This is a genomic window from Streptomyces sp. Edi4 (assembly GCF_040253615.1).
GTDB lineage: Bacteria > Actinomycetota > Actinomycetes > Streptomycetales > Streptomycetaceae > Streptomyces.
Window position 1 is genome coordinate 6,663,492 of sequence record NZ_JBEJGY010000004.1, and the last position, 22,587, is coordinate 6,686,078.

Annotated in this window: 21 protein-coding genes; 7 read left to right on the top strand and 14 right to left on the bottom strand. The window is 71.8% G+C overall.

Translation table 11 applies throughout. The features are described from left to right. Window positions 1–27: 27 nt before the first annotated feature. The 3 genes from ABR738_RS32020 to ABR738_RS32030 all read right to left on the bottom strand — a co-directional run bounded on the left by ABR738_RS32020 (window position 28) and on the right by ABR738_RS32030 (window position 2,002). The gene (locus ABR738_RS32020; RefSeq protein WP_350233417.1) at window positions 28–744 is read right to left on the bottom strand and encodes a restriction endonuclease; all 717 of its coding nucleotides are present in this window, start codon (window positions 742–744) and stop codon (window positions 28–30) included. Between the two features lie 309 nt (window positions 745–1,053). Then, window positions 1,054–1,215 carry a DUF5670 family protein gene (locus tag ABR738_RS32025; RefSeq protein ID WP_261712857.1) on the bottom strand — a complete coding sequence of 54 codons (162 nt, stop codon included), beginning with the start codon at window positions 1,213–1,215 and terminating at the stop codon, window positions 1,054–1,056. A 118-nt stretch (window positions 1,216–1,333) separates the two neighbouring features. After that, window positions 1,334–2,002, bottom strand: coding sequence for a TetR/AcrR family transcriptional regulator (locus tag ABR738_RS32030; RefSeq protein WP_350233418.1), 669 nt, complete (start codon window positions 2,000–2,002; stop codon window positions 1,334–1,336). Window positions 2,003–2,163: 161 nt separating this feature from the next. Here ABR738_RS32030 and ABR738_RS32035 point away from each other — a divergent pair, with 161 nt between their 5' ends. The 3 genes from ABR738_RS32035 to ABR738_RS32045 all read left to right on the top strand — a co-directional run bounded on the left by ABR738_RS32035 (window position 2,164) and on the right by ABR738_RS32045 (window position 5,577). Beyond that, window positions 2,164–2,775: an NAD(P)-dependent oxidoreductase gene (locus ABR738_RS32035; RefSeq protein ID WP_350233419.1), complete on the top strand. Its 612-nt coding sequence runs from the start codon at window positions 2,164–2,166 to the stop codon at window positions 2,773–2,775. Between the two features lie 62 nt (window positions 2,776–2,837). After that, the gene (locus tag ABR738_RS32040) at window positions 2,838–3,593 is read left to right on the top strand and encodes an SDR family oxidoreductase (RefSeq protein WP_350233420.1); all 756 of its coding nucleotides are present in this window, start codon (window positions 2,838–2,840) and stop codon (window positions 3,591–3,593) included. Window positions 3,594–4,071: 478 nt separating this feature from the next. Continuing rightward, window positions 4,072–5,577 (top strand): DEAD/DEAH box helicase, encoded by a 1,506-nt coding sequence (locus ABR738_RS32045; protein WP_350233421.1) that lies wholly within the window; start codon window positions 4,072–4,074, stop codon window positions 5,575–5,577. Between the two features lie 78 nt (window positions 5,578–5,655). Here the strand turns inward: ABR738_RS32045 and ABR738_RS32050 are convergent, their stop codons facing one another. Next, the gene (locus tag ABR738_RS32050; RefSeq protein ID WP_350233422.1) at window positions 5,656–6,300 is read right to left on the bottom strand and encodes an MBL fold metallo-hydrolase; all 645 of its coding nucleotides are present in this window, start codon (window positions 6,298–6,300) and stop codon (window positions 5,656–5,658) included. Between the two features lie 116 nt (window positions 6,301–6,416). Between ABR738_RS32050 and ABR738_RS32055 the strand changes: the two genes are divergently transcribed. Next, window positions 6,417–6,842, top strand: coding sequence for a MarR family winged helix-turn-helix transcriptional regulator (locus ABR738_RS32055; protein ID WP_350233423.1), 426 nt, complete (start codon window positions 6,417–6,419; stop codon window positions 6,840–6,842). A gap of 211 nt (window positions 6,843–7,053) precedes the next feature. Here ABR738_RS32055 and ABR738_RS32060 read toward each other — a convergent pair whose 3' ends face one another. After that, window positions 7,054–7,488 carry a tautomerase family protein gene (locus ABR738_RS32060; RefSeq protein WP_350233424.1) on the bottom strand — a complete coding sequence of 145 codons (435 nt, stop codon included), beginning with the start codon at window positions 7,486–7,488 and terminating at the stop codon, window positions 7,054–7,056. A gap of 134 nt (window positions 7,489–7,622) precedes the next feature. Here ABR738_RS32060 and ABR738_RS32065 point away from each other — a divergent pair, with 134 nt between their 5' ends. Together ABR738_RS32065 and ABR738_RS32070 are read left to right on the top strand one after the other, a co-directional pair. Then, complete coding sequence (locus ABR738_RS32065) at window positions 7,623–8,540, top strand: LysR family transcriptional regulator (protein WP_350234833.1); 918 nt, start codon at window positions 7,623–7,625, stop codon at window positions 8,538–8,540. A gap of 104 nt (window positions 8,541–8,644) precedes the next feature. Beyond that, the gene (locus ABR738_RS32070) at window positions 8,645–9,637 is read left to right on the top strand and encodes an NAD(P)/FAD-dependent oxidoreductase (protein WP_350233425.1); all 993 of its coding nucleotides are present in this window, start codon (window positions 8,645–8,647) and stop codon (window positions 9,635–9,637) included. A 45-nt stretch (window positions 9,638–9,682) separates the two neighbouring features. On the opposite strand, the gene ABR738_RS32075 is transcribed toward ABR738_RS32070, so the two are convergent. From ABR738_RS32075 to ABR738_RS32095, 5 genes are all read right to left on the bottom strand, one after another. Further along, the gene (locus tag ABR738_RS32075; RefSeq protein ID WP_350233426.1) at window positions 9,683–10,285 is read right to left on the bottom strand and encodes a helix-turn-helix domain-containing protein; all 603 of its coding nucleotides are present in this window, start codon (window positions 10,283–10,285) and stop codon (window positions 9,683–9,685) included. A gap of 197 nt (window positions 10,286–10,482) precedes the next feature. Beyond that, on the bottom strand, window positions 10,483–11,625 hold the full coding sequence (locus tag ABR738_RS32080; RefSeq protein WP_350233427.1) for an acyl-CoA dehydrogenase family protein: 1,143 nt from the start codon (window positions 11,623–11,625) through the stop codon (window positions 10,483–10,485). 4 nt (window positions 11,626–11,629) lie between these two features. Beyond that, window positions 11,630–12,379 carry a thioesterase II family protein gene (locus ABR738_RS32085; protein ID WP_350233428.1) on the bottom strand — a complete coding sequence of 250 codons (750 nt, stop codon included), beginning with the start codon at window positions 12,377–12,379 and terminating at the stop codon, window positions 11,630–11,632. 2 nt (window positions 12,380–12,381) lie between these two features. Next, window positions 12,382–14,022, bottom strand: coding sequence for a GMC family oxidoreductase (locus ABR738_RS32090; protein WP_350233429.1), 1,641 nt, complete (start codon window positions 14,020–14,022; stop codon window positions 12,382–12,384). After that, window positions 14,019–17,291: a non-ribosomal peptide synthetase gene (locus ABR738_RS32095; protein ID WP_350233430.1), complete on the bottom strand. Its 3,273-nt coding sequence runs from the start codon at window positions 17,289–17,291 to the stop codon at window positions 14,019–14,021. The genes ABR738_RS32090 and ABR738_RS32095 overlap by 4 nt, the downstream gene beginning before the upstream one ends. Window positions 17,292–17,513: 222 nt before the next feature. Here ABR738_RS32095 and ABR738_RS32100 point away from each other — a divergent pair, with 222 nt between their 5' ends. After that, on the top strand, window positions 17,514–18,098 hold the full coding sequence (locus ABR738_RS32100; protein WP_350233431.1) for a flavoprotein: 585 nt from the start codon (window positions 17,514–17,516) through the stop codon (window positions 18,096–18,098). A gap of 71 nt (window positions 18,099–18,169) precedes the next feature. Here ABR738_RS32100 and ABR738_RS32105 read toward each other — a convergent pair whose 3' ends face one another. From ABR738_RS32105 to ABR738_RS32120, 4 genes are all read right to left on the bottom strand, one after another. Next, entirely contained in the window at window positions 18,170–18,577 is a 408-nt protein-coding gene (locus tag ABR738_RS32105) for a RidA family protein (protein ID WP_350233432.1), read from the bottom strand. Window positions 18,578–18,707: 130 nt separating this feature from the next. Then, the gene (locus ABR738_RS32110; RefSeq protein ID WP_350233433.1) at window positions 18,708–20,165 is read right to left on the bottom strand and encodes an NAD(P)/FAD-dependent oxidoreductase; all 1,458 of its coding nucleotides are present in this window, start codon (window positions 20,163–20,165) and stop codon (window positions 18,708–18,710) included. 111 nt (window positions 20,166–20,276) lie between these two features. After that, window positions 20,277–21,026 carry a methyltransferase gene (locus ABR738_RS32115; protein ID WP_350233434.1) on the bottom strand — a complete coding sequence of 250 codons (750 nt, stop codon included), beginning with the start codon at window positions 21,024–21,026 and terminating at the stop codon, window positions 20,277–20,279. A gap of 147 nt (window positions 21,027–21,173) precedes the next feature. After that, entirely contained in the window at window positions 21,174–22,400 is a 1,227-nt protein-coding gene (locus ABR738_RS32120) for an MFS transporter (protein WP_350233435.1), read from the bottom strand. Between the last annotated feature and the right edge of the window lie 187 nt (window positions 22,401–22,587).

Genomic DNA, 22,587 nt, shown 5'->3' on the forward strand with positions numbered 1-22,587 from the left:
GCACCGCGCGCATGGCGTGAGGCCGCGTCAGGTGCCTGGCAGCTCCCAGGGCGCGGGTCCCGTGCCGTCGTTCCAGGCGCGCAGGAGGGCGCCGTCGAAGCAGAGGATGGCGCACTGCTCGGCGTAGTCGAGGGCGGGCTCGGTGAACTCGCTGGTGGTGACCACCACGGCCAGTTCGGCGCCGTGCACCGCGTAACACGTGCCGCCGAAACGTTGCAGGTCCTGCGAGCCGACCTTGTGGCCAGGGCCGTAACACTTGCACTGGATCACCAGATGGCGGCCGCCCGGCGTCGTGGCCACCACGTCCGCGCCGAGGTCGCCCGCGCCGCCCACCACGTGGACGTCCGAGCAGCCGTCCCGCTCGCACAGCCGGGACACCGCGTCCTCGAAGGCGAACGGGTCGATGTCGGCGCAGTCGGTGGCCTCGGGGGCGCCGACGGTGGGTGGCAGGACGGGATCCGGCTGCTCGGGAACGGGTGCCACGGCGGTGTCGAGCGCCGCCCTGCGGGCCGCGCGGCGAAGCCAGTTGCTGCGTATCGCGGCGGTGGAGAACAGCAGGAGCGCGAGCAGCGCGAGTACGGCGCCGAGCGGATGGGAGTGCGGGCGCACCGCCGACTTGAAGGTGAGGGCCACGCCCCAGATGACGAGCGCGGCCAGTCCGAAACCCAGCGAGGTGGTACGCAGGCTGAACGCCTGGCGCCGCCGGCGCGCGACGGCGGGGTGACGGCGGACCGGCATCGTCATCGGTGGGCTCCTTCGAACGGGCGGCGGCCCGGGACCGGGTGGTGCGTCGGACCTGGGGCGTGGGCGTGGTGCGCGGGCGTGATGCGTGGCGTCGTGTGCGTGGACGTTGAGCAAGATCACTCCCAGTCCGTCTGCCCGCCCCGAAGAAATCCACGCGGACCCGCCGTCCTGGAGGGCCAACCAGGCCTGTCGACACGTGAGTTGGGGACGCTGTCGGCGCGCGTGACGAAGGGGCGGTGGGCCGGGTACGCGTGTGGGCCTCCCGCCTGATCACTCAGGCGGGAGGCCCACACGGACACACGGGGATGCCTACCAGCGATACCAGCGCGCGCTGCCCGACTTGGGACGGGCGATGAACCCGACGAGCCAGACGACGAGCACGATGACGGCTATCCACCACAGGGCCTTCAGCGCGAAGCCCGCGCCGAACAGGATCAGAGCCAGCAGAAGAACGAGAAGCAGGGGAACCATAGTTATCAACCTCCGAGCCACCGAATGCCCCGCCAGAACCCGTCCACACACCCGTGACGCGTCTGTTTGCGAGGTCCTTGTCCGGGCACTCGCTCCTGCTCGCGCGACGCGCGCGGCCTCACTTTTCGGGGCGGCCCACCAGGGGCGCGACCTCGGTGGCGGGCCGGCCGGTGTGCAGGGCGACCACGTCGGTGATCAGATCGTCCAGAGGTGGCCAGGGCATCGTGCCGTGGTCGTTGTAGAGGCTGACGAGACCGTGCAGCGCGGTCCAGAGCATCAGGCCGGCCTGTGCGCGCTGGTCCGCCGTGGGCTTGGCGCGCTCCGGGGTCGCCGCCTCGGCGAGGGAGACGACCACGGCGGCCAGCGGTTCGGCGCCGTCGCCGTGCGCCGAGCCGGGGACGAGGTCGGCCGGCATGCGGCCGCCGAACAGGGTGCGGTAGTGGCCGGGCTGGCCGACGCCCCAGCGGACATAGGCGGCGCAGCGCGCCGCGAGGTCGGCCAGAGGCGCGGGGCCCGCCGCCCGCGCGGCGTCGTCCATCAGCTGGGCCAGTTCCTGGTAGCGCTGCCGTAGGACGTGCTGGATCAGGGCGCTCAGATCGGTGAAGTGGCTGTAGATGCTGGCCGGTGCCACACCGACCTCACGCGCGACCTGCCGCAGCGTCAGCGTCTCGGGCTGCTCCAGCGTGGCCAGCAGCTTGGCGGCGGCGTCCACGAGCTGGGCCTTGAGTACCTGCCCCTGCCCCCGCGGGTTGCGGCGCCGGGGCGCGGACCGCTCCTCGGTCGACATCGGTCGCCCCCCTCCCTACCAGCGCGAATGGCGAACAACACCTGTTCACCCTACAGGGATCCTTGCCTTGACACCGTTAACCAACACTTGTTTACTCATCTGACCAACACCTGTTCAGTCATTCGTCGGTGAGTCTTGGTGAGTCTTGGAAGTGGAAGATCATGCGCATTGCCCTGCTCGGAGCGTCGGGCCGCACCGGCGCCGTGCTCGTCGGCCAGGCCCTCGACCGCGGCCACGAGGTGGTGGCCCTGGTCCGCACGCCGGCGAAGATCACCGCGCCCGCGTCCCCGCGCCTCGATGTCCGGCGGGCGGACGTCACGCGCCCGGGCACCTTTCCCGGCCTGAGCGATGCGGACGTCGTCGTCTCGGCGCTCGGCGTCGGCAAGGGCGAGGGCCCCGGAGCCCTGGTGGCCGGAGCCCGGCGGCTCGCCTCGGCCGGCGTCCGCACGGTCTGGCTCGGCGCGCTGGGATCGGGCGTGTCGAGCCGGTCGGGCGGGCTGATCTACGCCGCCGTGATGCGGATGTTCGTCGGATCGGAACTGGCGGAGAAGGCCGAGGCGGACGGGATCGCCCTGGACGCGGGCGCCACGGTCTTCCACGCCCCCGACGTCACCGACGGCCCCCCGAGCCCGTCACCCGTCCTCGTACCGCTGGCGGATCTGCGCCGCCCCCTGCTGCCGCCCCGCATCTCCCGCACGACGCTGGCCTCGTTGCTCCTGGACGAGGCGGAGTCCGGCCGGCACGGAAACGGCATCGTCGTGCCCGTGGCCTGACCGCGGGCCCACCACCCAGCCCCGGTCACAAGGCCGGGTGCGCACCCTCATGAAGGAGATCCGTGAGTAGTTCATTCCTCGGCAAGGCCGGGCTCGTGACGGGCGCCGGCAGTGGAATCGGCCGCGCGACGGCGGTGGAACTCGCCCGCCAGGGCGCCTGCGTCACCGTCACCGACATCGACGAGAGCTCGGCGGCCCTGACCGCCGTCATGATCAAGCGGGACGGCGGCCGGGCGACGGCGTTACGTGTCGATGTCGTCGATGAGGACGAGGTCCGCGCGGCTGTCGAGCACACCGTCGCGGTGTACGGCGGCCTCGACTTCGCCGTGAACAACGCGGGCCTGGACTCCCACCACCGGCGGCTGGACCGTATGAGCCTGGCGGAGTTCGAGCACGTGGCCCACGTCAACATGGGCGGCACCTTCCTGTGCATGAAGTACGAGCTGCCCGCTCTGGAGCGCCGGGGCGGCGGCGCGATCGTCAACGTGGCGTCCAACGGCGGCCTGTACGCCATCCCCACCGCCCCCGCCTATGTCGCCGCCAAGCACGGCGTCGTGGGCCTGACCAAGGTCGCCGCGGTGGACTACGCGAAAGGTGGCATCCGCGTCAACGCGGTCTGTCCCGGCCCGACCCGCACCCCCGGCTTCGAACGGGTCGCGGCCGGCACCGGTCTCATCGCGGCGCAGGAGGCCGCCACCCCGATGGGCCGCATGGCCACGGCGCCGGAGGCGGCAGCGGCGGCGGTCTGGCTGTGCTCGGACGCCGCCTCGTACATCACCGGGACGGCGCTTTCGGTGGACGGCGGGCGGCGGGCATAGGACGCCCGTCGCGGCAAGGGCGGCCGGGGCGGCCTCCAATTCCAGCGCCGCCCCGCCTGCCCGAGATGATATCTGTCGCGGCCCGATGAGCTTTTGACGCGCGGCACTGGGAGTGTTTTTGGGGCGTGCGGAGACTGGGGTTATTTACCGTACGGCGGCTGCTACCGCATGCTACTGTCGATCTCAGTTGCAGGTGTGGTTGGGCACCGTTTCGCGAGCTGGTCGAGGGCCGGAGGGTCCCGCCAGAGGGTCACATTCGATGTGGCAGCGGGGCTCCTGGGCCCCAGCTACCGCCATGTCGCCACCGCCCGGTTTCACTGGCGCGCATTCCGCGAAGAATTCGTCGCCCACCGCCCGCAGTCATTCTTTTTTGTTCTGTCCTTCGGTTCGTTCTCGTAATTCCCAGCGCCGCATTTCGCTGCGGGAATTCCTTGCTGCGCGCCGTACCTCCGTATCGCCGTAGCAAGGAAGGTTCCCGTTGAACCCCACCCGTACGAATCGCCGCTCCTCAAGCCCCCGCCGGAGCGAGGCCCCCGCTTACGCCTCGGGCTCCGGCTCGCCGCGAGGGACCCGCTTCGGCTCCTCCACGGCCGGCCGTTCCGGTGGCCAGGGCCGCCCCGGTGGCCGTCGGCCCGTCGCCGTCCAGGGTGAATTCGCCCCGCCGAAGACGATCACCCCCGCGCTCCCGCCGGTCGAGGCGTTCGCCGACCTCGGTCTGCCCGCGCCCCTGCTGGCCGCGTTGACCGCGCAGGGCGTCAGCGTCCCCTTCCCGATCCAGGGCGCGACCCTGCCCAACACGCTCGTGGGCCGTGACGTCCTCGGCCGCGGGCGCACCGGTTCCGGCAAGACTCTCGCCTTCGGCCTCGCGCTGCTGGCCCGCACGGCGGGACAGCGCGCAGAGCCCCGCCTTCCGCTGGCCCTGGTCCTGGTGCCGACCCGGGAGCTGGCCCAGCAGGTGACCGAGGCGCTGACGCCCTACGCCCGCTCGGTCAGGCTGCGCCTGGCCACCGTCGTGGGCGGCATGCCGATCGGCCGCCAGGCCAACGCGCTGCGCGGCGGAGCCGAGGTCGTCGTGGCGACGCCGGGCCGCCTCAAGGACCTCATCGACCGTGGTGACTGCCGCCTCGACCAGGTGGCGATCACCGTGCTCGACGAGGCCGACCAGATGACCGACATGGGCTTCATGCCGCAGGTCACCGAGCTCCTGGACCAAGTGCGCTCCGATGGCCAGCGGATGCTCTTCTCGGCCACCCTCGACCGCAACGTCGACCGGCTCGTCCGCCGCTACCTGCGCGACCCGGTCGTCCACTCCGTGGACCCCTCCGTAGGCGCGGTCACCACGATGGAGCACCACGTCCTGCATGTGCAGGGCGCGGACAAGCAGTGCACGACGACGCAGATCGCGGCCCGCGACGGCCGGGTCATCATGTTCCTCGACACCAAGCACGCCGTGGACCGGCTGACACAGGACCTGCTCAACAGCGGGGTGCGGGCCGCGGCCCTGCACGGTGGCAAGTCGCAGCCGCAACGCACCCGCACCCTGGCCCAGTTCAAGAGCGGACATGTGAGCGTGCTCGTGGCCACCAATGTCGCCGCGCGCGGCATCCACGTCGACAACCTCGACCTCGTCGTCAACGTCGACCCGCCGACCGACCCGAAGGACTACCTGCACCGGGGCGGCCGCACCGCGCGCGCGGGCGAGTCCGGCAGTGTCGTCACCCTGGTGACCCCGCAGCAGCGCCGCGACATGACCCGCCTCATGACCGCCGCCGGCATCGTGCCCCAGACCACACAGGTCCGTTCCGGTGAGGAAGCCCTCAGCCGGATCACCGGCGCCAAGGCGCCGTCCGGCATCCCCGTCACGATCACCGAGCCGGTGGCCGAGCGGCGGCGGCGCACCGCGTCCTCGCGCGGCCGCCGCAGCCCCGCGTCGGCGGCCCGACGCGTGACGACGCGTCAGTCCTCGTTCGACGCGGCCGCCTAGAGTCGCGCCACTCGGCCCTCAACTGCACGCCTTTGGTGGCCAGTTGAACGGTCTGCGCCGCCGGTGCGGGAGTGAGCGCTACAACTCGACGCCGGTGCCTGGCTCGACGCGCTGGATCGGCAGGCCGGTCAGGCCGTTCTCGCCCAGGATGGTGGCGGTGGAGGCCTGGCCGAGGTCGCTGAGCATGAGCTCGTGGATCTGGATGACACGTTCGGGCTTGACCGCCCGTACGTAGTCGGCCGCCTCGCCGAGCTTCGTCCACGGCCCGCTGGTCGGCAGCAGCAGGGTGCGTACGGCCGCGTCGGGCGCGAAGTAGGCGTCCCCGGGGTGGTAGAGCGCTCCGTCGTCGATGAGGTAGCCGACGTTGTCCGGGCACGGGATGTCGGAGTGGATCGCGGCGTGACGGTGGCCGTGCACGGAGACCGTGAAGGAGCCGACGGTGAAGGTGCTGCCCGCGCTCACCGTCCGCACCCGTCCGTCGTGGCCGCCCAGAGCGGCGGCGACGGCGGCCGTGCCGTAGACCAGGAGTTCGGGCCGGGCTCGGAGAGCTGCGGCGATCAGCTTCTCGTCGAAGTGGTCGAAGTGTTCGTGTGTGATCAGGACGGCGTGCGCCCCGCTGACGGCCCCTGGCGCGTCCGGAGTGAGCGTGCCGGGGTCGATGACGAGACGGGTGCCGTCCTTCTCGACGGTGACGCAGGCGTGGGCGTGCTTGGTGAGCTGCACGGGGGGTTCCTCTCCAAAGGCGGCGGCGATGGTCATGGGCGCAAGCCGAAACTGTACACCTTGGGTGTACAGCTAAGGTGTACACCTTGGCGGTGAGGCGCACGTAAGCTGGGCTCATGGACGACAACCAGCTCGCCGAAGAACTCCGCCTGACCGTAGGCCGGCTGGTACGCACCGTGCGCGCCGCCGACACGTTGCCGGCAGGCGAGTCCGCCGTCCTTGGGTACCTGGACCGGGGCGGCCCGCTCACCACGGCGGACATCGCGCACCAGTGGGGTGTCAGCCATCAGTCGGCCGCCCGGGCCGTCAAGGATCTGGAGGCCCAGGGCCTTCTGGAAGCCGAGGCGCACCCCAGCGACGGGCGCAAGCTCCTGCTCAGCCTCACGTCGGCGGGACGGGAGCGCCTGGCGCGGGAGAGGCAGCGGCGCGCGGACTGGCTCGGCACGGCGATCACCGAAGCCCTCGCCCCCGCCGAGCGAAAAGCCCTCGCGCGCGTCCTGCCCCTGCTGGCGCGGTTGGACACGCACCTGAAGAGCAGGTGAGCAGCGCCGCGCCGGTGCGGGTCCGGCCGCACCGGCGCGTCCTGGACAACTCTCGACGCTGCCCCTGACGCTTCATCACTTAGGCCTGAGAGCAAGCGGGTTCGAAGTCGCCGGGGGGCCGCCCGGCCGCCGGCCCGTGCCCGTGCTGCCAGTGCGGCGGTCAGGGGGCGCGTGATCCCGGATCGCACGGGTCCCGGGAGCCGGCGGGGCCTCAGGCGTCGACGCGGCCCGCCGCCATGGCCTCCGGGCTCATCCGGGTGTCGAAACCGGTCTCGGGATCGACGGTCCTGCCGTACACCCACCAGTTCTCCGACGCGGTCTCCAGGATGCTCATCAAAATGTCCTCGCGGCGCATCCCGGTGTCGGCCACGACCCGGTCGGCGACAGCTTCGAACAGCGCCGCCTTCTGCGCCGGGGGACGGCGGTTGAACGTCATGCGGATGATCACTACGTCGGCGCTGCGTTCCAGGCCGAAGAAGACCGGCGGGTGGCGGAGGTCATGAGGCTCCATGTCGTGCACGACGTGGAAGTAGTCGTCCTCCGGGATCCGGAACACCTCCCGCATCGACGCGTGGACCGCCTCGGACAGCGCCCTGCGGACGTCCGGCGACTTGCCCCTGCGCAGGTAGATCTCGACGAATGGCATGGCGATGCTCCTTGCGGTATGTGGAGTAAGTGGGCTGCTGGGCCGCGCTGTCGGGCGGCTCGCACGGACCACGCTAGGCGCCGCCCCGGCATGCGGCCAGCGAAACTGTGGCATGGTGGGTATGCGTGAACGTCATGGAGCCTTCGCTGACCGGCCTGCGGGTCCTGCGGGAGATCGCCGAGCGCGGCAGCTTCACCGCTGCCGCGTCGTCGCTCGGTTACACCCAGTCCGCCGTCTCGCGGCAGGTCGCCGCACTGGAGCGCGCCTCGGGGGTGCGGCTCTTCGACCGGCGCCCGGGCGGTGTCACCCTCACGGCGCCCGGCCTGACCCTGCTGCGGCACGCGGTGGTCGCCCTGGACGCGCTGGCGGCGGCCGAGCGCGAGCTGAAGGGTCTGGCGCCGGAGCGCGCCGTCGTACGGCTCGGCGCCTTCCCGAGCGCCGGAGCCCTCATCCTGCCGCGTACGCTCGCCGCGCTGCGCCGCACCCATCCCGCCATCCGCGTCACGACCCGCGAGGCAGCAACTCCCGTACTGGTACGGGCACTTCGGGCCCGCACGATCGACCTGGCCGTCCTCGCGGTCCGCCCGCCCTACCGGCCCCTCGACGACCAGAGGCCCCCTTTGGAGTGCGAGACCCTGCTGGAGACGCGGCTGCTGCTCGCGGTGCCGGCGGACGGAGCGCTGGGCGGCCGGGCGGTGGTGGACCTGGAGGATCTGGCCGACCAGGACTGGATCTCGGGCGCCTCCCACCCGGCCGAGCCGACGATGGGTGTCTGGCCCGGCCTGCCCGGGCGTCCGCGCGTCACGCACACCACCCGGGACTGGCTGACCAAACTGCGTCTGGTGGCGGCGGGCTGCGGCATCACCACGCTGCCGCCGGAACTGGCCGACGTGGTCCCCGCGGGCGTACGCCTGATCGAGGTCCGCCAGGGCCCCGCCGAACAGCGCCGCGTCGTCGCGGCCCGCCTGCCGGGCCCACGCCCGGCGGCCCTGGCGCAGGTCATGGAGGTGCTGCGCCGTGAGGCGGCCCCGGGGTCCGGCCGAGAGCGGTGAGATCCACCGCCCAAGCGCGGGCCAGTCCTCCCGTTTTCCTGAAACGGCAACAAAGATTGCCCCGGCGGGCGGCGCACCCCACCCTTGCGGCGGAGGTGATCGCCGTGACCGGCGCAGACAACAACACCAAGGACCGGACCTCGTACGACGTGATCGTGATAGGCGGCGGGGCGGGCGGGCTGAACACCGCGCTCGTGCTCGCGCGAGCCCGTCGCACCGTCGCCGTCGTCGACGCGGGGGAGCCGCGCAACGCTCCCTCGGCCCATATGCACAGCTTCCTCTCCCGTGACGGCGTCCCCCCGTCCACCGTCCTCGAGATCGGCCGCACGGAGATCGCGCGCTACGGCGCGGTCCGGATCGAGGGCCGGGTGGACCAGGTGGAGGCCGGCGACGGCGGGGGGTACGTGGTCCGTCTCGACGGCGGCGCGAGCCTGAACGCCCGCCACGTCGTGCTCGCCACCGGCCTGCGCGACCAGCTGCCCGAGATCCCGGGTGTACGCGCGATGTGGGGCGAGGACGTGCACTTCTGCCCGTACTGCCACGGCTACGAGGTCCGCGACCGCCCGATCGTCGTGCTCGGAGTGCACCCCGCCTCCCCCGGCCAGGCGCTGCTGCTTCGCCAGTGGTCGCCGCACATCGTGTACGTACCGCACAGCCGGCCGCTCACCGAAGAGGAGCGCGAGCGCATGGACGCGCGCGGGGTCGAGGTCGTCGAGGGCCCGGTCTCCACGCTCCTGAGCAAGGAAGGCAGGCTGTACGCCGTCGAGCTCGCCGACGGGCGGACGCTGGAGTGCGGCGGGGTGTTCCTCTTCCCGAACATGACGCCCAACGACGGGGCCTTCGACGGCCTCGGGTGCGAGCGCAACGAGCAGGGCTGGCTGGTGACCGACCCGGCGGGCCGCACCACCCGCCCCGGCCTGTGGGCCGTGGGCAATGTGGTGGACTCGCGCGCCCAGGCCGTCACGGCGGCCGGCATGGGCGCCCAGGCCGCCTTCTTCCTCAACCACGACCTCGTGGACGAGGAGATCGAGCGCGACCTCGCCGCGCACCGCGCCGCCACCGGCCGCGCGTCCGACACGCCCGTGCCCACGTCCTGACCCCGCGGACGGCCTCCCCGGACACGGCCCGCGCCCGCCCCCGGCTCACCCGCCGGGGGCGGGCGCGGGCCGTGCCGGGTGCGCACGTACGTGCATGCGCTCGCCCTGGCGGCCGAAGAGGCTCAGGACCTCGACCGGGCTCTCCCCGGCGCTGCCGAACCAGTGCGGCAGCCGGGTCTCGAACTCGGCCACCTCGCCGGCCTCCAGGATCAGATCGTGGTCGGCCAGGACCAGCCGCAGCCGCCCCGAGAGCACGTACAGCCACTCATACCCTTCGTGCGTGCACAGTTCAGGGGTGTCGCGGCTGGCCGGCAGGACCATCTTGTAACTCTGCAAGGGACCCGGCTGGCGGGTCAGCGGAAGCACCGTGTTGCCGTTCACGGCGTGCGCCTTCAGCCGGACGCGAGGATCGCCCACCTCGGGCGCGCCCACCAGTTCGTCCAGGGGGACCCGGTGGGCCTGGGCTATGGGCAGCAGCAGTTCGAGGCTGGGTCTGCGCTGCCCCCCTTCGAGGCGGGACAGGGTGCTCTTGGAGATTCCGGTGGCCTCCGACAGCGCGGCGAGGGTGACACCACGAGCGGTGCGCGCGCGCTTGAGCCGGGGGCCGACGGCGGACAGGGCCTGGGCGATCGTCAGTGACTGCTCCACGTCGCCATTAGACCGAGTGGTTCCTCAAATCGCAACTATAGGTGCCGAGTTGGGGAAGGAGGCGCGCCGCCGAGCCGCAGCACGGCGTGCTGCGGCTCGGCGGCGCGGGGGAGTGTGGACCGGGCGCCCCGGGGTGGGGCCCGAGCGCCCGGGGTGGCTCGGTGCGGCGGGGACGGCTCAGTGCGGCGGGGCGGGGGTCACAGGCCCAGGGAGCGGCCGATCAGCTCCTTCATCACCTCCGTGGTTCCGCCGTAGATCGTCTGCACCCGGCTGTTGGCCCACTCGCGGGAGATGGGGCTCTCCTTCAGATAGCCGTAGCCCCCGTGAATTTGCAGGCAGCGGTTGGCGATGTCGACCTGGAGCTCGGTCGTCCACCACTTCACCTTCGCGGCGTCCGTCACCGAGAGCCGCCCGGCGTTGAGTTCGGCCACACAGTGATCGAGGAACACCTGAGCAATCGTCAACTCGGTGTCCATGGTGGCCAGTTGGAAGCGAGTGTGCTGGAAGCTGCCGATGGTCTGGCCGAAGGCCTCGCGGGTCTTGGCGTACTCAAGGGTGTCCGTCACCATCCGCTCGGCCGCGCCCACCGCCACGGTGGCGATGCTCAGCCGTTCCCGGGGGAGCGCGGCCATCATGTAGGCAAGGCCCGCGTTCTCCTTGCCGAGCAGGTTGTCGGCCGGTACCCGGCAGTCGTCGAAGAACAGCTCGCAGGTGTCACTGGCGTGCCAGCCCAGCTTCTCCATGCGCCGGCCCCGGGTGAAGCCCGGCGCGCCGCGCTCCACCACGATCAGGCTGATGCCCTGCGCGCCGCGCTCGGGGGCGGTCTTGGCGGCGACCACGATGACATCGGAGTTCTCGCCGTTGGTGATGAACGTCTTCTGCCCGTTCAGGACATAGCAGTCGCCGTCGCGGACGGCCGTGGTGCGGATGTCGGCGACGTTGGAGCCCGCGTCGGGCTCGCTCATCGCGATGGCCGCGATCAGCTCGCCCGAACAGAGCCCCGGAAGCCACCTCTTGCGCTGCTCGGGGGTGGTCCGCTGATCCAGATAGGTGGCGATGATGTCGTTGTGCGCCACGAAACCGGGCGCCGTCGCGCGGGCCCACATGATCTCCTGCGACAGCACCGCCGGGTAGCGGTAGTCGCTCTCGCCGCCCCCGCCGTACTCGGGGTCCACGCCGATGCCGAGGAGCCCCGCCCGGCCGGCCTTGCGCCACACCTCCCGGTCCACGATGCCCTCCCGCTCCCAGCGGGCGTGGTGGGGCAGCACCTCCCGGGTCAAGAACTCCCGGCAGGTCACGCGGAACTGCTCGTGCTCGGCCTCGTACCGACTGCGTGCCATGCCGTCACCTCTGCCCGGGGTCGATGTCGTCGACGATGATGGCCAGCGTGTCCTTGGGCCGCTGCACGGCGGCGAAGTGACCGCCGTCGATCTCGACCCGGTGGACGGCGGCCGTGCTGTGCGCGGCCCACTGCCAGACCTTCTCCGGCGGCGCGTAGACGTCCTGCCGGGCCGCGATCAGGGTGAGCGGGAAGTCCACCCGCAGCTCGCCGGCCTCCCGCGCGAACTCGGCCCGGACCGCGTCGTCCTCGCGGAGCATCCCGAGCAGCATCCGGCTCATCGTGGGGTTGGCGAGAACGGCGGAGGGGGTGCCGCCGTCGGCGGCGGTCCTGGCGAGCAGTTCCTCGTCGGACACCGAGTCCAGGAGCGGGCCGGGCCGCTGGAGGGCGGGCGGCACCGCCCCGGACAGCACGGCCCGCTCCGGCGCGAGACCCACCTGGCGGGTGACCTCCGCGGCCACCGCGAGGCTCGTGGTCGAGCCGAAGCTGTGCCCGAAGGTCGCCCAGCGCAGGCCCGGCACCCGCTCCCGTTCCGTCAGCAGGTCGGCCACCACCTGCTCGGCCATGCACCGTACGAGAGCCTGGAAGCCGGCCGCCCCGCGTTCTTGGCGGCGGGTGCCACGGCCCGGCGCGTCCACGCCCCGCACCAGCAGATGTGGCTCGCCCAGCGGCTGCCAGGCGCGGTAGACCAGGGAGGTCGCCCCGGCGTGCGGAAATCCGTAGAGCCGTACCGGGGGCCTTGATTGGGGTCGCACCGTCACTCCTTCGTGCTCCGGGCCAGCTTCTCGGCCAGCATCAAAGTGGTCAGATTGGTGGGCGCACTCGGGATCGCGGGGAAGAGCGAGGCGTCGACGATCCGCAGGTTCTCGGTGCCGTACACCCGCCCCTCCTGGTCGGTGACCGCCGCGGGATCGTCCTCGCGGCCCATCCGGCACGAACCGGCCGCGTGCCAGCCGGGGTTCATGATGTGGCGCACCCCGCTGCGTACGACCCCGTCGTTGGCGACCATCCGGTCGCTCCAGAACTGCGTCTTGGTCAGCCGGCTCGAAAGGCCGGGCGAGTTCAGGAAGTTCCAGGTGCGGCGCACCCCGTGGCACAGCCGCTCCACGTCCTCGGGGTCGGTGCCGATGCCCAGCTCGATGACGGGGGAGGCGCCCGGGTCGCGGCTGTCGAGGAAGACCCGGCCACGGGAGCGCGGGCGCATCAGCATCACCGACATGCCGACGACCAGCGGCCAGCCGAGCCGGTCGGCGAAGCCCGGGATGGTGTGGCTCTCGACGTTGTTGAGCAGCCCCACCTGGATGTCCACGTCGTCGTCGAAGCCGCTGCTCATCCTGGCCGCGACCTGGCGCCAGGGCAGGCCCGGGGTGCACACCCCGTCGGCCGGCTTGGACCAGATGACGACCGAGGGATGGTCCACCAGATCACGGCCCACCCCGGGCAGGTCCGCCACGGGAGTGATGTCCAGGGCCCGCAGCAGAGCGGCACTGCCGACGCCCGAGCGTTGCAGGATGACGGGGGTGCCCACGGCCCCGGCGCTGAGCACGACATGGCGGGCCCGGATCTCGGTGAGCGCGCCGTCGGCCTCGATCTCCACGCCGACGGCCCGGTTCCGCTCGAACAGCACCCGGGTGACCCGGACGCCGGTGCGCAGATGGAGGTTGGGCAGATTGCGGGCGCCGTCGAGGAAGGCGGTGGCCGCGTCGATGCGTTCCCCGTCCACGGTGTTGCCGGGGATCGGGCCGACGCCCGCCTCGCTGCCGCCGTTGAGGTCGGGGAGGTCGGTGACGCCCTGGCGGTTGCACTCCTCCCAGAACGCCGCGTCCAGCGCGTGCACCTCGCCGCGCGGGGTGCGGCTGATCGGCAGCGGCCCGCTGTCGCCGTGCAGCCGGCCGGGGAAGTCGGCGTCGTTCTCGATGTCCTTGTAGAAGGGCAGGACACGCTCCCAGGACCAGTCGGGGTTGCCGGCGGCCTCCCAGACCGCGAAGTCACGGGGCAGACCGCGCAGGGCGATCGCGCCGTTGACCGCCGAGCCACCGCCGACGACCTTGCCGAGCTGATAGGGGAAGCGTTCCCACAGGGCCCGGTTGGCCGGCCGGCCGAGCGGCGCCTGACCGGCGCCCGCGCCCTGCCCGACCAGGTCGTCCCAGCGGCTGCTGGTGCGCAGGTTGGCGCGGTAGTCCCAGTTGTGGCCCGCCAGCACGAGGCGCCCGGCGTCGGCCAGCGGGTGCGAGCGGTCGCGGGGGCGCGGCTGGTCGTCGCCGGCCTCGATGAGCAGGACGTCCCCGCAGTCCCGTTCGGCGAGCCGGGCTGCGGTCACGGCGCCGGCGGAGCCCGCGCCGACGATCACGTACTCCCATTCGCGGGCCGGGGCGGCGTTGTCATGGCGGGTACTCACGCGGCGGACTCCTCGACATTCGCGATCAGTTCGGCGAACGACTCGATCGAGGCGTTCATGAACAGTCCCTCGACCATCTCCTGCTCCATGTCGGCCCCGATGCCGAACTCGGCGCGCAGATGGGCCAGCAGACCGACGGCGTGCAGGGAGTCGCCCCCGATGTCGAAGAAACCCTCCTCGACCCCGAAGTCGCCGTGCCCCAGCTGCTGGGACCAGAGCGCGAACAGCCGCTCCTCGACCCGGTCGCGCGGCGCCACCCGCGCGGAGGCGGTGTCCGACGTCTCGTTCCACGGCGCGGGCAGCGCCTTGTGGTCGATCTTGCCGTTCGTCGTCAGGGGCAGGGTGTCGAGGGCCAGGAACCGGCTGGGCACCATGTAGCCGGGCAGCAGAGCGCTCAGGGCCTCGCGCAGCACGGCCGGGTCCGGATCCGCGCCCGGCTCCGGCACCACATAGGCGGCGATCTGCCGCTGCCCGGTACGGGCGTGGGCGGGCGCGGTGACGAGCGCGGTGCGCACCCCGGGCTGGCGCAGCAGCGCGGCCTCGATCTCGCCGAGCTCGACCCGGTAGCCGTTGATCTTCACCTGGAAGTCCTCGCGGCCCAGGATCTCGATGTCGCCGCCCGGCAGATAGCGTCCGAGGTCGCCGGTGCGGTAGACGCGCTCCCCGGTGACCGGGTGGAGAAGGAAGCGCTCGGCGGTGCGCTCGGGGTCGCCGAGGTAGCCCTGGGCCACGCCGACACCGCCGATGTGGATCTCGCCGGTGACCCCGACCGGGGACGGTTCGAGCCACTGGTTGAACACGTGCATCGTCTGGTTGGCCAGCGGCTTGCCGTAGGGGATGCTCGACCACTCGGGCGGCACGTGCCCGATCGGGTGGTGGATGGACCAGATCGAGCCCTCGGTGGCGCCGCCGAGACTGATCACCCGCATCGCGGGCAGCTTCTCGCGGATCCGGTTCGGCAGGTCCACCGGGATCCAGTCGCCGCTGAGCAGGGCGAGCCGCAGCCGGCAGCCGCGCGGCACCCCGCCCTCGCCGAGCGAGTCGATCCACATGCGCATCGGCGCGGGCACGCTGTTCCAGATGGTGACGCCGTAGCGGCCGATGAGCTGCGACCAGTGGGCGATGTCGTTGCCGCGCGCGGGGTCGGGCACCACGACGGTGCCGCCGGCGCCCAGGACGCCGAAGAGGTCGTAGACCGACAGGTCGAAGCCGGTCGGCGCGAGCGCCATCGTCCGGTCGTCCTCACCGACGCCGAAGCGCCGGTTGATGTCCTGCACGGTGTTGGCGGCGCTGCGGTGGGTGATCATCACGCCCTTGGGCTCGCCGGTGGAGCCCGACGTGAAGATGACATAGGCCAGATCGTCGTGGCCCTGCCGGCGCGCGGGCCGCTCGGCGGAACACTTCCGCGTGGCCTCCTCGTCCAGGGTGAGCACGCTCACCCCCTGCGGCCAGGCGAGCTTGTCCCGCAGGTCCTGCTCGGTGATCACGGCCCGCACGGAGCACCGGGCCAGCAGCTTCAGCCGCCGCTCCTCGGGCAGTTCGGGGTCGATGGCCACATAGGCGGCGCCGGAGTGCAGCACGCCGAGCAGGGCGGAGAACTGGGCGGCGCCCGGCCGCATCGACACGGCGACGATCTCGTTCGGCCCGGCGCCGGGACCTTCGATGAGCCGGTGCGCGAGACGGTGCGCGTCCTCGGTGAGCGCGCGGTAGGTGGTCTCGGCGCCGGGGGTGATGACCGCGATGTGGCCGGGGCGGCGCGCGGCCGCATCGGCGACGAGCTCGTGCAGCAGCGCCGGCTCGATGTCCTGGGTGGTGGCGTTGGCCCGCTCCCGCTCAGTGGCCTGCGCGCTCGGCAGCGGCACGATCCCGCGCGTGGCCTCCCACACCGAGGCGTCATCCACCAGCCGGTCGAGCAGCGTCACATACGCCTCGAACATGGCCTCAAGGGTGCCCTCGGGGAACAGGCCCTCCACCGCGTTCCAGTTGACGCTGAGCCGGTCGTCGAGCTCCAGGATCTGGTTCTCCAGCCACACCTGCGGGGTCCGGCTGTGGTCGTGGACCAGGTCCCCGAACGACTCGAGGCGGCCCGCGTCCGGTGCGCCGGCGCCGAGTGTGCTGGAGAAGACCACGGGCATCGAGGCACGGTTGTCCTCCCTGCGCCGGGCCAGGTCGCGCAGGACCCGGATGCCGCCGTGCGCGGAGTGCGCCAGATCTTCGAGCGCCTGGCGCTGCACGCCGCGCGCCCGCTCCTCGAAGGTCTCATCGGGCCGGCCGCCGACGGCCAGCAGGCTCGGCGCAAGGAAGTCACCCATGACGGAGCCGAGCTGCGGGTGCAGCCCGAGCCGGTGGAACTGGGTGACGGTCAGGGTGAACTCCTGCCGCCGCGACCAGGTCCGCACCACCTCGGCGTACGCGGCGAGCAGCACACCCGACGCGGTGAGGCCGTGCCGCTCGGCGCTCGCGCGCAAAGCTGCCCAGCGCTGCGGCGCGAGCACCGCCCGGTGCCGTACGAAACGGGGGGTGCCCAGCTGCTCGGGCGCCACGGCGAGCGGCAGCTCGGGCGCGGGGGGCAGCGTGTCGAGCCGGCTGGTCCAGTACTCCTCGGCCTCCTCGCCCAGGGTGTCGCCGCGCAGCTCCTCCTGCGCGAGCACATAGTCGCGGAAGGACAGCTCAAGGGGCTCCGGAGCCCAGGAGGGCTCGTCGTAGTGGCGGCGCCACTCGCCGAGGAGCCGGTACAGGCCCCGCATGTCGAGGAAGAGCAGGTCCACGGCGAGGTGCAGCCGCATCCGGCCCCCGTCGAGCAGGGTCGCGCGGATGTCGAACAGTGGCGCCCGGTCCACGGGCAGCACCTGATCCGTCAACTCCGCCCGGATGCGGGCGAGTTCGGCCTCCTGCTCCTCGCTCGCGCGGCCCCGCAGATCGCCGGCGTGGATGACGTACGGGTCCACCTCGTGCGCGGCGAGCACCCGCTGGGTCTGGTCGGGCCCGGCCACCGTGCGCAGTGCGTCGTGCCGCTCGACGACCTTGCGCAGGGCAACGGTCAGCCGGTCCACGTCGAGAGCGGGACAGTCGAACTCCAGGTAGTACTGGCTGGAGATGCCGCCGAGTTCGAGTCCCCGGTGGCGGCCGATCAGATAGGCCTGCTGGATGTCCGTGAGCGGGAACGGCTCGTGCCGGTGCTCCGGCCGCGGCTTGAGGTCGGGCAGCCGGGTGTCGTCCAGGCGGGGGTGGCCGTCTTGGCCGCGCAGCTGTGCGAAAAGATCCTCCATCGAGATCCGCCCCTTTTCATCAGATGCCCCGGTGGGCTTTCGAATTCCCGTACGGAATCGGAGGTTAGGCAGGGCGGCAAACGGTCTCAATACGGTCCGACCGTAGGGACGACCGTAGGGTTCGGTCCGCACTCGACGGCCGCTGGACCGGCGCTGGACTCCCGCTCCACACAGGGGAGTCGGGCATTGACCACGGGCGGGAGCGCGGCGGCATCATCGGGCATGGAAAAGCGAAACTCCCCGGAGAAGACCGGGAAACGCATACTCATCGGAGCCACCGGTTCCATCGCGGTGACCGGGCTTTCGTCGTACATCGAGGCGATGCGCCGAAGGATCGCGGGCAGCACGTTCACGGTCCTCCTCACGCACACCGCGGCCTCGTTCGTCTCACCCGACAGCCTCGCGCTCTTCGCCGAGCGCGTGGTGTACGGGGACTCGCCCGCGCACTGGCCGACCGACAAACCCTCCCGGCTCGCCGGCGACCACGACATCCTCGCGGTCCTGCCGGCCACCGCCCACACCCTCGCCGCCGCGGCCGGCGGCGCCGCCCCCAACCGCGTGATGACGGTGGCGCTCTCGGTGGACTACCCCGTCGTCTACTTCCCGGTGATGGGCGCCAAGATGTGGCAGAAGCCGGCCGTCCAGCGCAACATCGCGCGGATCCGCGAGGACGGCGGGATCGTGAACGAGCCCGAGTGGCACGACGGTTTCGACCCGACCACGGGCACCGCGAGCCACCACCCGGGGCTGCCGGCGCCCGACGCGGTGGCCACCGTCATCGACGAACTCCTCGCCAAACAGCGCTGATTGGCTCCACCGGCCGCACATGACGAGAGGCCCCGCCGGGACCGGCGGGGCCTCTCGTCGTGCGCGGTGGCTCAGGAGGCGATGGCGGTCGCCTCGACCTCGATGAGGAAGTCGGGCTCGGCCAGCGTGGCGACCCCGACCAGGGTGGTGGGACGGATGACGTCCGCGCCCAGCTTGGCGGCGGCGCGCTCGGCGCCCGCGGTGATGGCCTCCCACTTGTCCAGCGACCAGTCCACGACGTACACGGTCAGACGCAGTACGTCGTCGAAGGTGGCGCCGGCGGCTTCGAGGCCGGTGGCGATGTTGAGGTAGACCTGTTCGGTCTGGGCCGCGAGATCACCCATGCCGACGGGCTCGCCGTCGGCGGTGCGGGGGGTCTGGCCGCTGAGGAATATCACCCGGCTGCCGGTACCGACGGCGAGCTGCCGCCATCCGTAGGGCTTGGGAAGGCCGGGCGGGTCCATCGCCTCGACTGCCATGGCACTGTCCTTTCTCGAAGTGCCGTACGGGCAGGGGCGGTTGAGCCTGCCTGCCCGCACGGCTGCTGTGTGGTGCGCGAGGGTGCGGAAGGGTACGTGTGGGAGGGGTGTGGGGTGCGGGGGACCGGGGTCAGCTGTTCTCGCGGCAGGTCGCGTAGTACTTGCGCAGCAGGCTGACCAGCTCGGGGTCGAAACGGGAGGCGAACAGCAGCTCGGCCGGCGGGGTGAACTCCGGGTCGAGCTCATTGGCCCAGGCCAGGGTCGCCGGGCGCAGGTCCATCTCGATCCACTGGTGCCACTCGACGGGAATCGTCCAGTCCTGCTCGTAGCCGATGCCCATCTGGTGGTCGATGAGGACGTCCACGATCTCCTCGCGGGTGCCCGTGGGCAGGGGCTGGCGCAGCGGCGTGAAGCGGTCCAGGTCGGCCAGCGGTTCCTCGCCCAGGATCCGGGCGGCGAAGTCCTGGGCCAGGAGCGGGGAGAGGTGCAGGCCGTCGCGGTAGGTGCCGGTCATGATCCACAGGCCCTTCATGCCGCCCTGGCCGAGCAGCGGGGAGCCGTCCATGGACACCGGGCGGTTGCCGACCTGCACCTTGGCGACGTCGCTGTTCCAGAGGTTGCGGCGGACCTGGCGGTGGGCGCACTGGAGGAGGAAGACGAGGTCACGCATCTCGGCCGTGTCGCGCGGCTCCACGGAGATGACGTTGGTGGCGCCGAGGTAGACGTGCCCGTCGCCGCGCGGCACGACGTGCAGGCCGCAGGCGAAGGAGCGGTTGGGGGTGCGGATGACGCTGTCGGGGATGGTGCCGTCCTGGGTCTTGACCAGGGAGGAGACACCGTAGCCGCTGACCAGGCGCGGGACGCGGGAGCCGATGGGCAGGCTGTCGAGGAGCTCCTGGCTGCGCGCGCCGGCGGCCAGCGTCACATGGTCGGCGCTGATGGTCTGGCCCGAGGTGGTGACGACGCCGGTCACCTGCTCGCCCCGGTGCACGACGCGGGTGGCGAACTCGGCGACGAGGGTGGCGCCGGCCCGGACGGCCGCCTGCTCAAGGCGCTCCAGCAGTGCCGCGGAGTTGACGGCGTGCTCGCCCGGTATGTGGAAGGCCCGCAGCGGCCGGGAGATCGGCTCGGCGTCCACCCAGTCCACGTCGGTGGCGTCGACGTCCTCGAAGGGCTCGTCGTAGCGGGTGAGTTCGGCGCGGATGGCGTTGTAGTTGGCGTCGTCGATCTCGGCCGTGCCGATGGTGTTGAGGATGACGCTCGTGCCGTTCGCCGTCTTCACCGGGGCACCCTCGGTGCCCGCCTCCAGCTCGGCGAGCCACTGCGGCCACAAGTTCTTGGCCTGGATGCCGAGTTCGAGCTTGGCGCGGCCCTGCTCGGTGGCGAGCAGCGAGGTGGTGACCTCACCGAAACAGCCGAGCATCGCTCCGGACGCGGTGGATCCGGCCCAGGGGCGGTGCGGCTGGCCCAGCACGGCGACGCGCTGTCCGCGCTGTGCCAGGACCCATGCGAGCGAAAGCCCGAGGACTCCATTGCCGACAATGGCGACGTCGAAGCCGGCACCGTTCGCGTTCCCGTTGGCGCTCATGACATTCCCATCTTCCGGGGCGGCCCTGCCGCCCTCACCTGTAATCGAACTCGTCTGACCTGGGGCTCATCACTCGATACGGGGTGTCCCGGCAGAGGCCGGGAAGGCGGATCAGCGGCGCTGGAAGGTGTACATCGTGAAGTCCATGTCCACGATTCCGCGCTCGTTGGTGTGGGCGGCGACCACCGGGGACTGCGGGAAGTCGGCCGCGGGCAGTTCGGCGGTCTCGCTGCGGTAGCGGTGGCTCTCGAAACCGGCGTCGGCGGCCGCCCGCAGCAGCTTGTCCTTGTTGCCCATGGCCTCGCTGGTGCCGATGCAGACCGTGCCGCCGGGGGCCAGGTGCCCCGCCACGTCGCGGAAGAACCTGCGCACCATCTCGTATCCGGGGTCGAAGACCGCGCGCTCGATCTGGTCGGCGTAGGGGCGGCTCTCGGGTGCCTCGATGAACGGGGTGTTCCAGAAGACGAGGTCGAAGGTCTCGGTGGGCTCAAGGGCGTCGAACAGGTCACTGGCGAGCGCGGTGACCCGGTCGGCCACGCCGTGCTTGACCGCGTTGCGGCGGGCGTTCTCGGCGGCGGCCGGGTTGATGTCGAGGGCCACCACGCGCTCGCTGCCGTTCTGGGCGGCGAGCACCGCGGCGATTCCCGCGCCGCAGCCCATCTCCAGGAAGCGGCTGCCCTTCTCGTACGGCACCCAGGAGGCGAAAAGGCCGGGGCCCGGGTCGGTATAGGGCGGAAACACGTCGTCGAGCAGTTCCCACTCCTGGTCCAGCAGAGTGAAGACCGTCTGCGTGGGACGGTCCGGGCTCTGGATCTGCGACACCACCCAGTTGCCGAGTTCGTAACCGAGTTTGTTGTCCATGGAGTCCTCCCTCAGGGGGAGCCGCCGGGACATCCTCTGCGAGGATCGCCCTGCGGCTCCCTGTGACGGTTTGCTCGCGGCGTACGAGGAGCGCACGCCCGCGATGGTGCGTGAGCGCGGACCTGGAGCGGGAGCGGGAGGGCGAGGTCAGACCTCGACGGTTCCCGGGCTCCCCGCCCGGCCGCGGGCCATCGTCCGTTCGATCAGGACGACGGGGATGGTGAGGACGGCGATGCCCGCGCCCAGCCAGGGGATGGCGTCAAGACTGGCTCCGGCTCCCATGGCCACGCCCGCCAGGACGGGCACGAGGCTGATGCCGAGCTGGAACATCGAGACGGCGGTGGCCCCCGCGAGCGTCGGCGCGTCGGCCGCCACGGTGAACACCCGCCCGTAGATGGCGGGGTTGAGAACGAACCCGGCGACGCCGAGGAGCAGCACCAGGATGACGACGGCGACCACATGGTGGCCGAGGACGGCGAGCAGCGCGGAGGTGACCAGGATGCCGCCGGCGCCGATGAGCAGCGCGTGGTGCGGCCGCCCGTCGGCGATCCGGCCGCCCACCGACAGACCGATGAAGGCACCGACGCCGAAGAGCACGAGGATCGCGGGCACCCACACGGAGCCGACGTGGGTGATGTCCTTCAGGAAGGCCGCCAGGTAGTTGTAGGAGATCATGTACGCGGCGGTGCTCAGCAGGGTCGCCGCGTACACCACCCACAGCTGCGGCTTGCGCATGGTGCGCAGCTCGCGGGAGACGCTGGGCTCCTGGACCGCCTTGGTGGTGGGGACGACGACGGCCGTGGAGAGCGCGCCGAGCACGGTCAGGGCGACCACCGCCCAGAACCCGCCGCGCCAGCCGGTGAAGTGGCTGAGCAGCGCGCCGGCCGGGCCGCCGGCGACCATGGCGATGCTGAGGCCGCTGACCACCACGCCGGAGGCCCGTGCGGTGCGGTCGGGGGTGACGAGACCGATCGCGGTGACCGCGGCGACCGCCCAGAATCCGGCGTAGGCCAGACCGCACAGGAAGCGCGTGATGATCAGCACGGTCAGGTTGTCGGCGACCAGGCCGACCGCCACGAACAGGGCGAACAGGACCTGCGAGACCACCAGCGTGGTCCGGCGGGGCCAGCGCAGGGTCAGGACCGCGAGCGGGGGACCGCCGATGACCACGCCGATGGCGAACGCGGAGATCAGCGAACCGGCGGAGGAGAGCGAGATGTGCAGGTCGTCGGCGATGTCCGGCAGGACACCGGCGAGCAGGAACTCGGCGCTGCCCATGGCGAACAGGCTGAACGCGAGCAGATAGACCGCGAAGGGCAGCCGGTTGCTCGCCTTCGGGGAGGCCGCCTCGTGGGTTTCGGTCTGGGCACTCATCGGCTGCCGCCTCCCGTCCGCTCGGTGGCCGTCCGCCGGCCGGCGGGTACGTACTCGAAACGGGTCGGCGCGGAGCCGCTGTGCACCGGCACAGAGGGGGTCAAACGCATGGGCGAACTCCTTGTTCGGATGGTTCCGGCGGATCAGGGCGACCGGGCGCCGGTCGGCCGGGCGTGCGGGGAGCGGC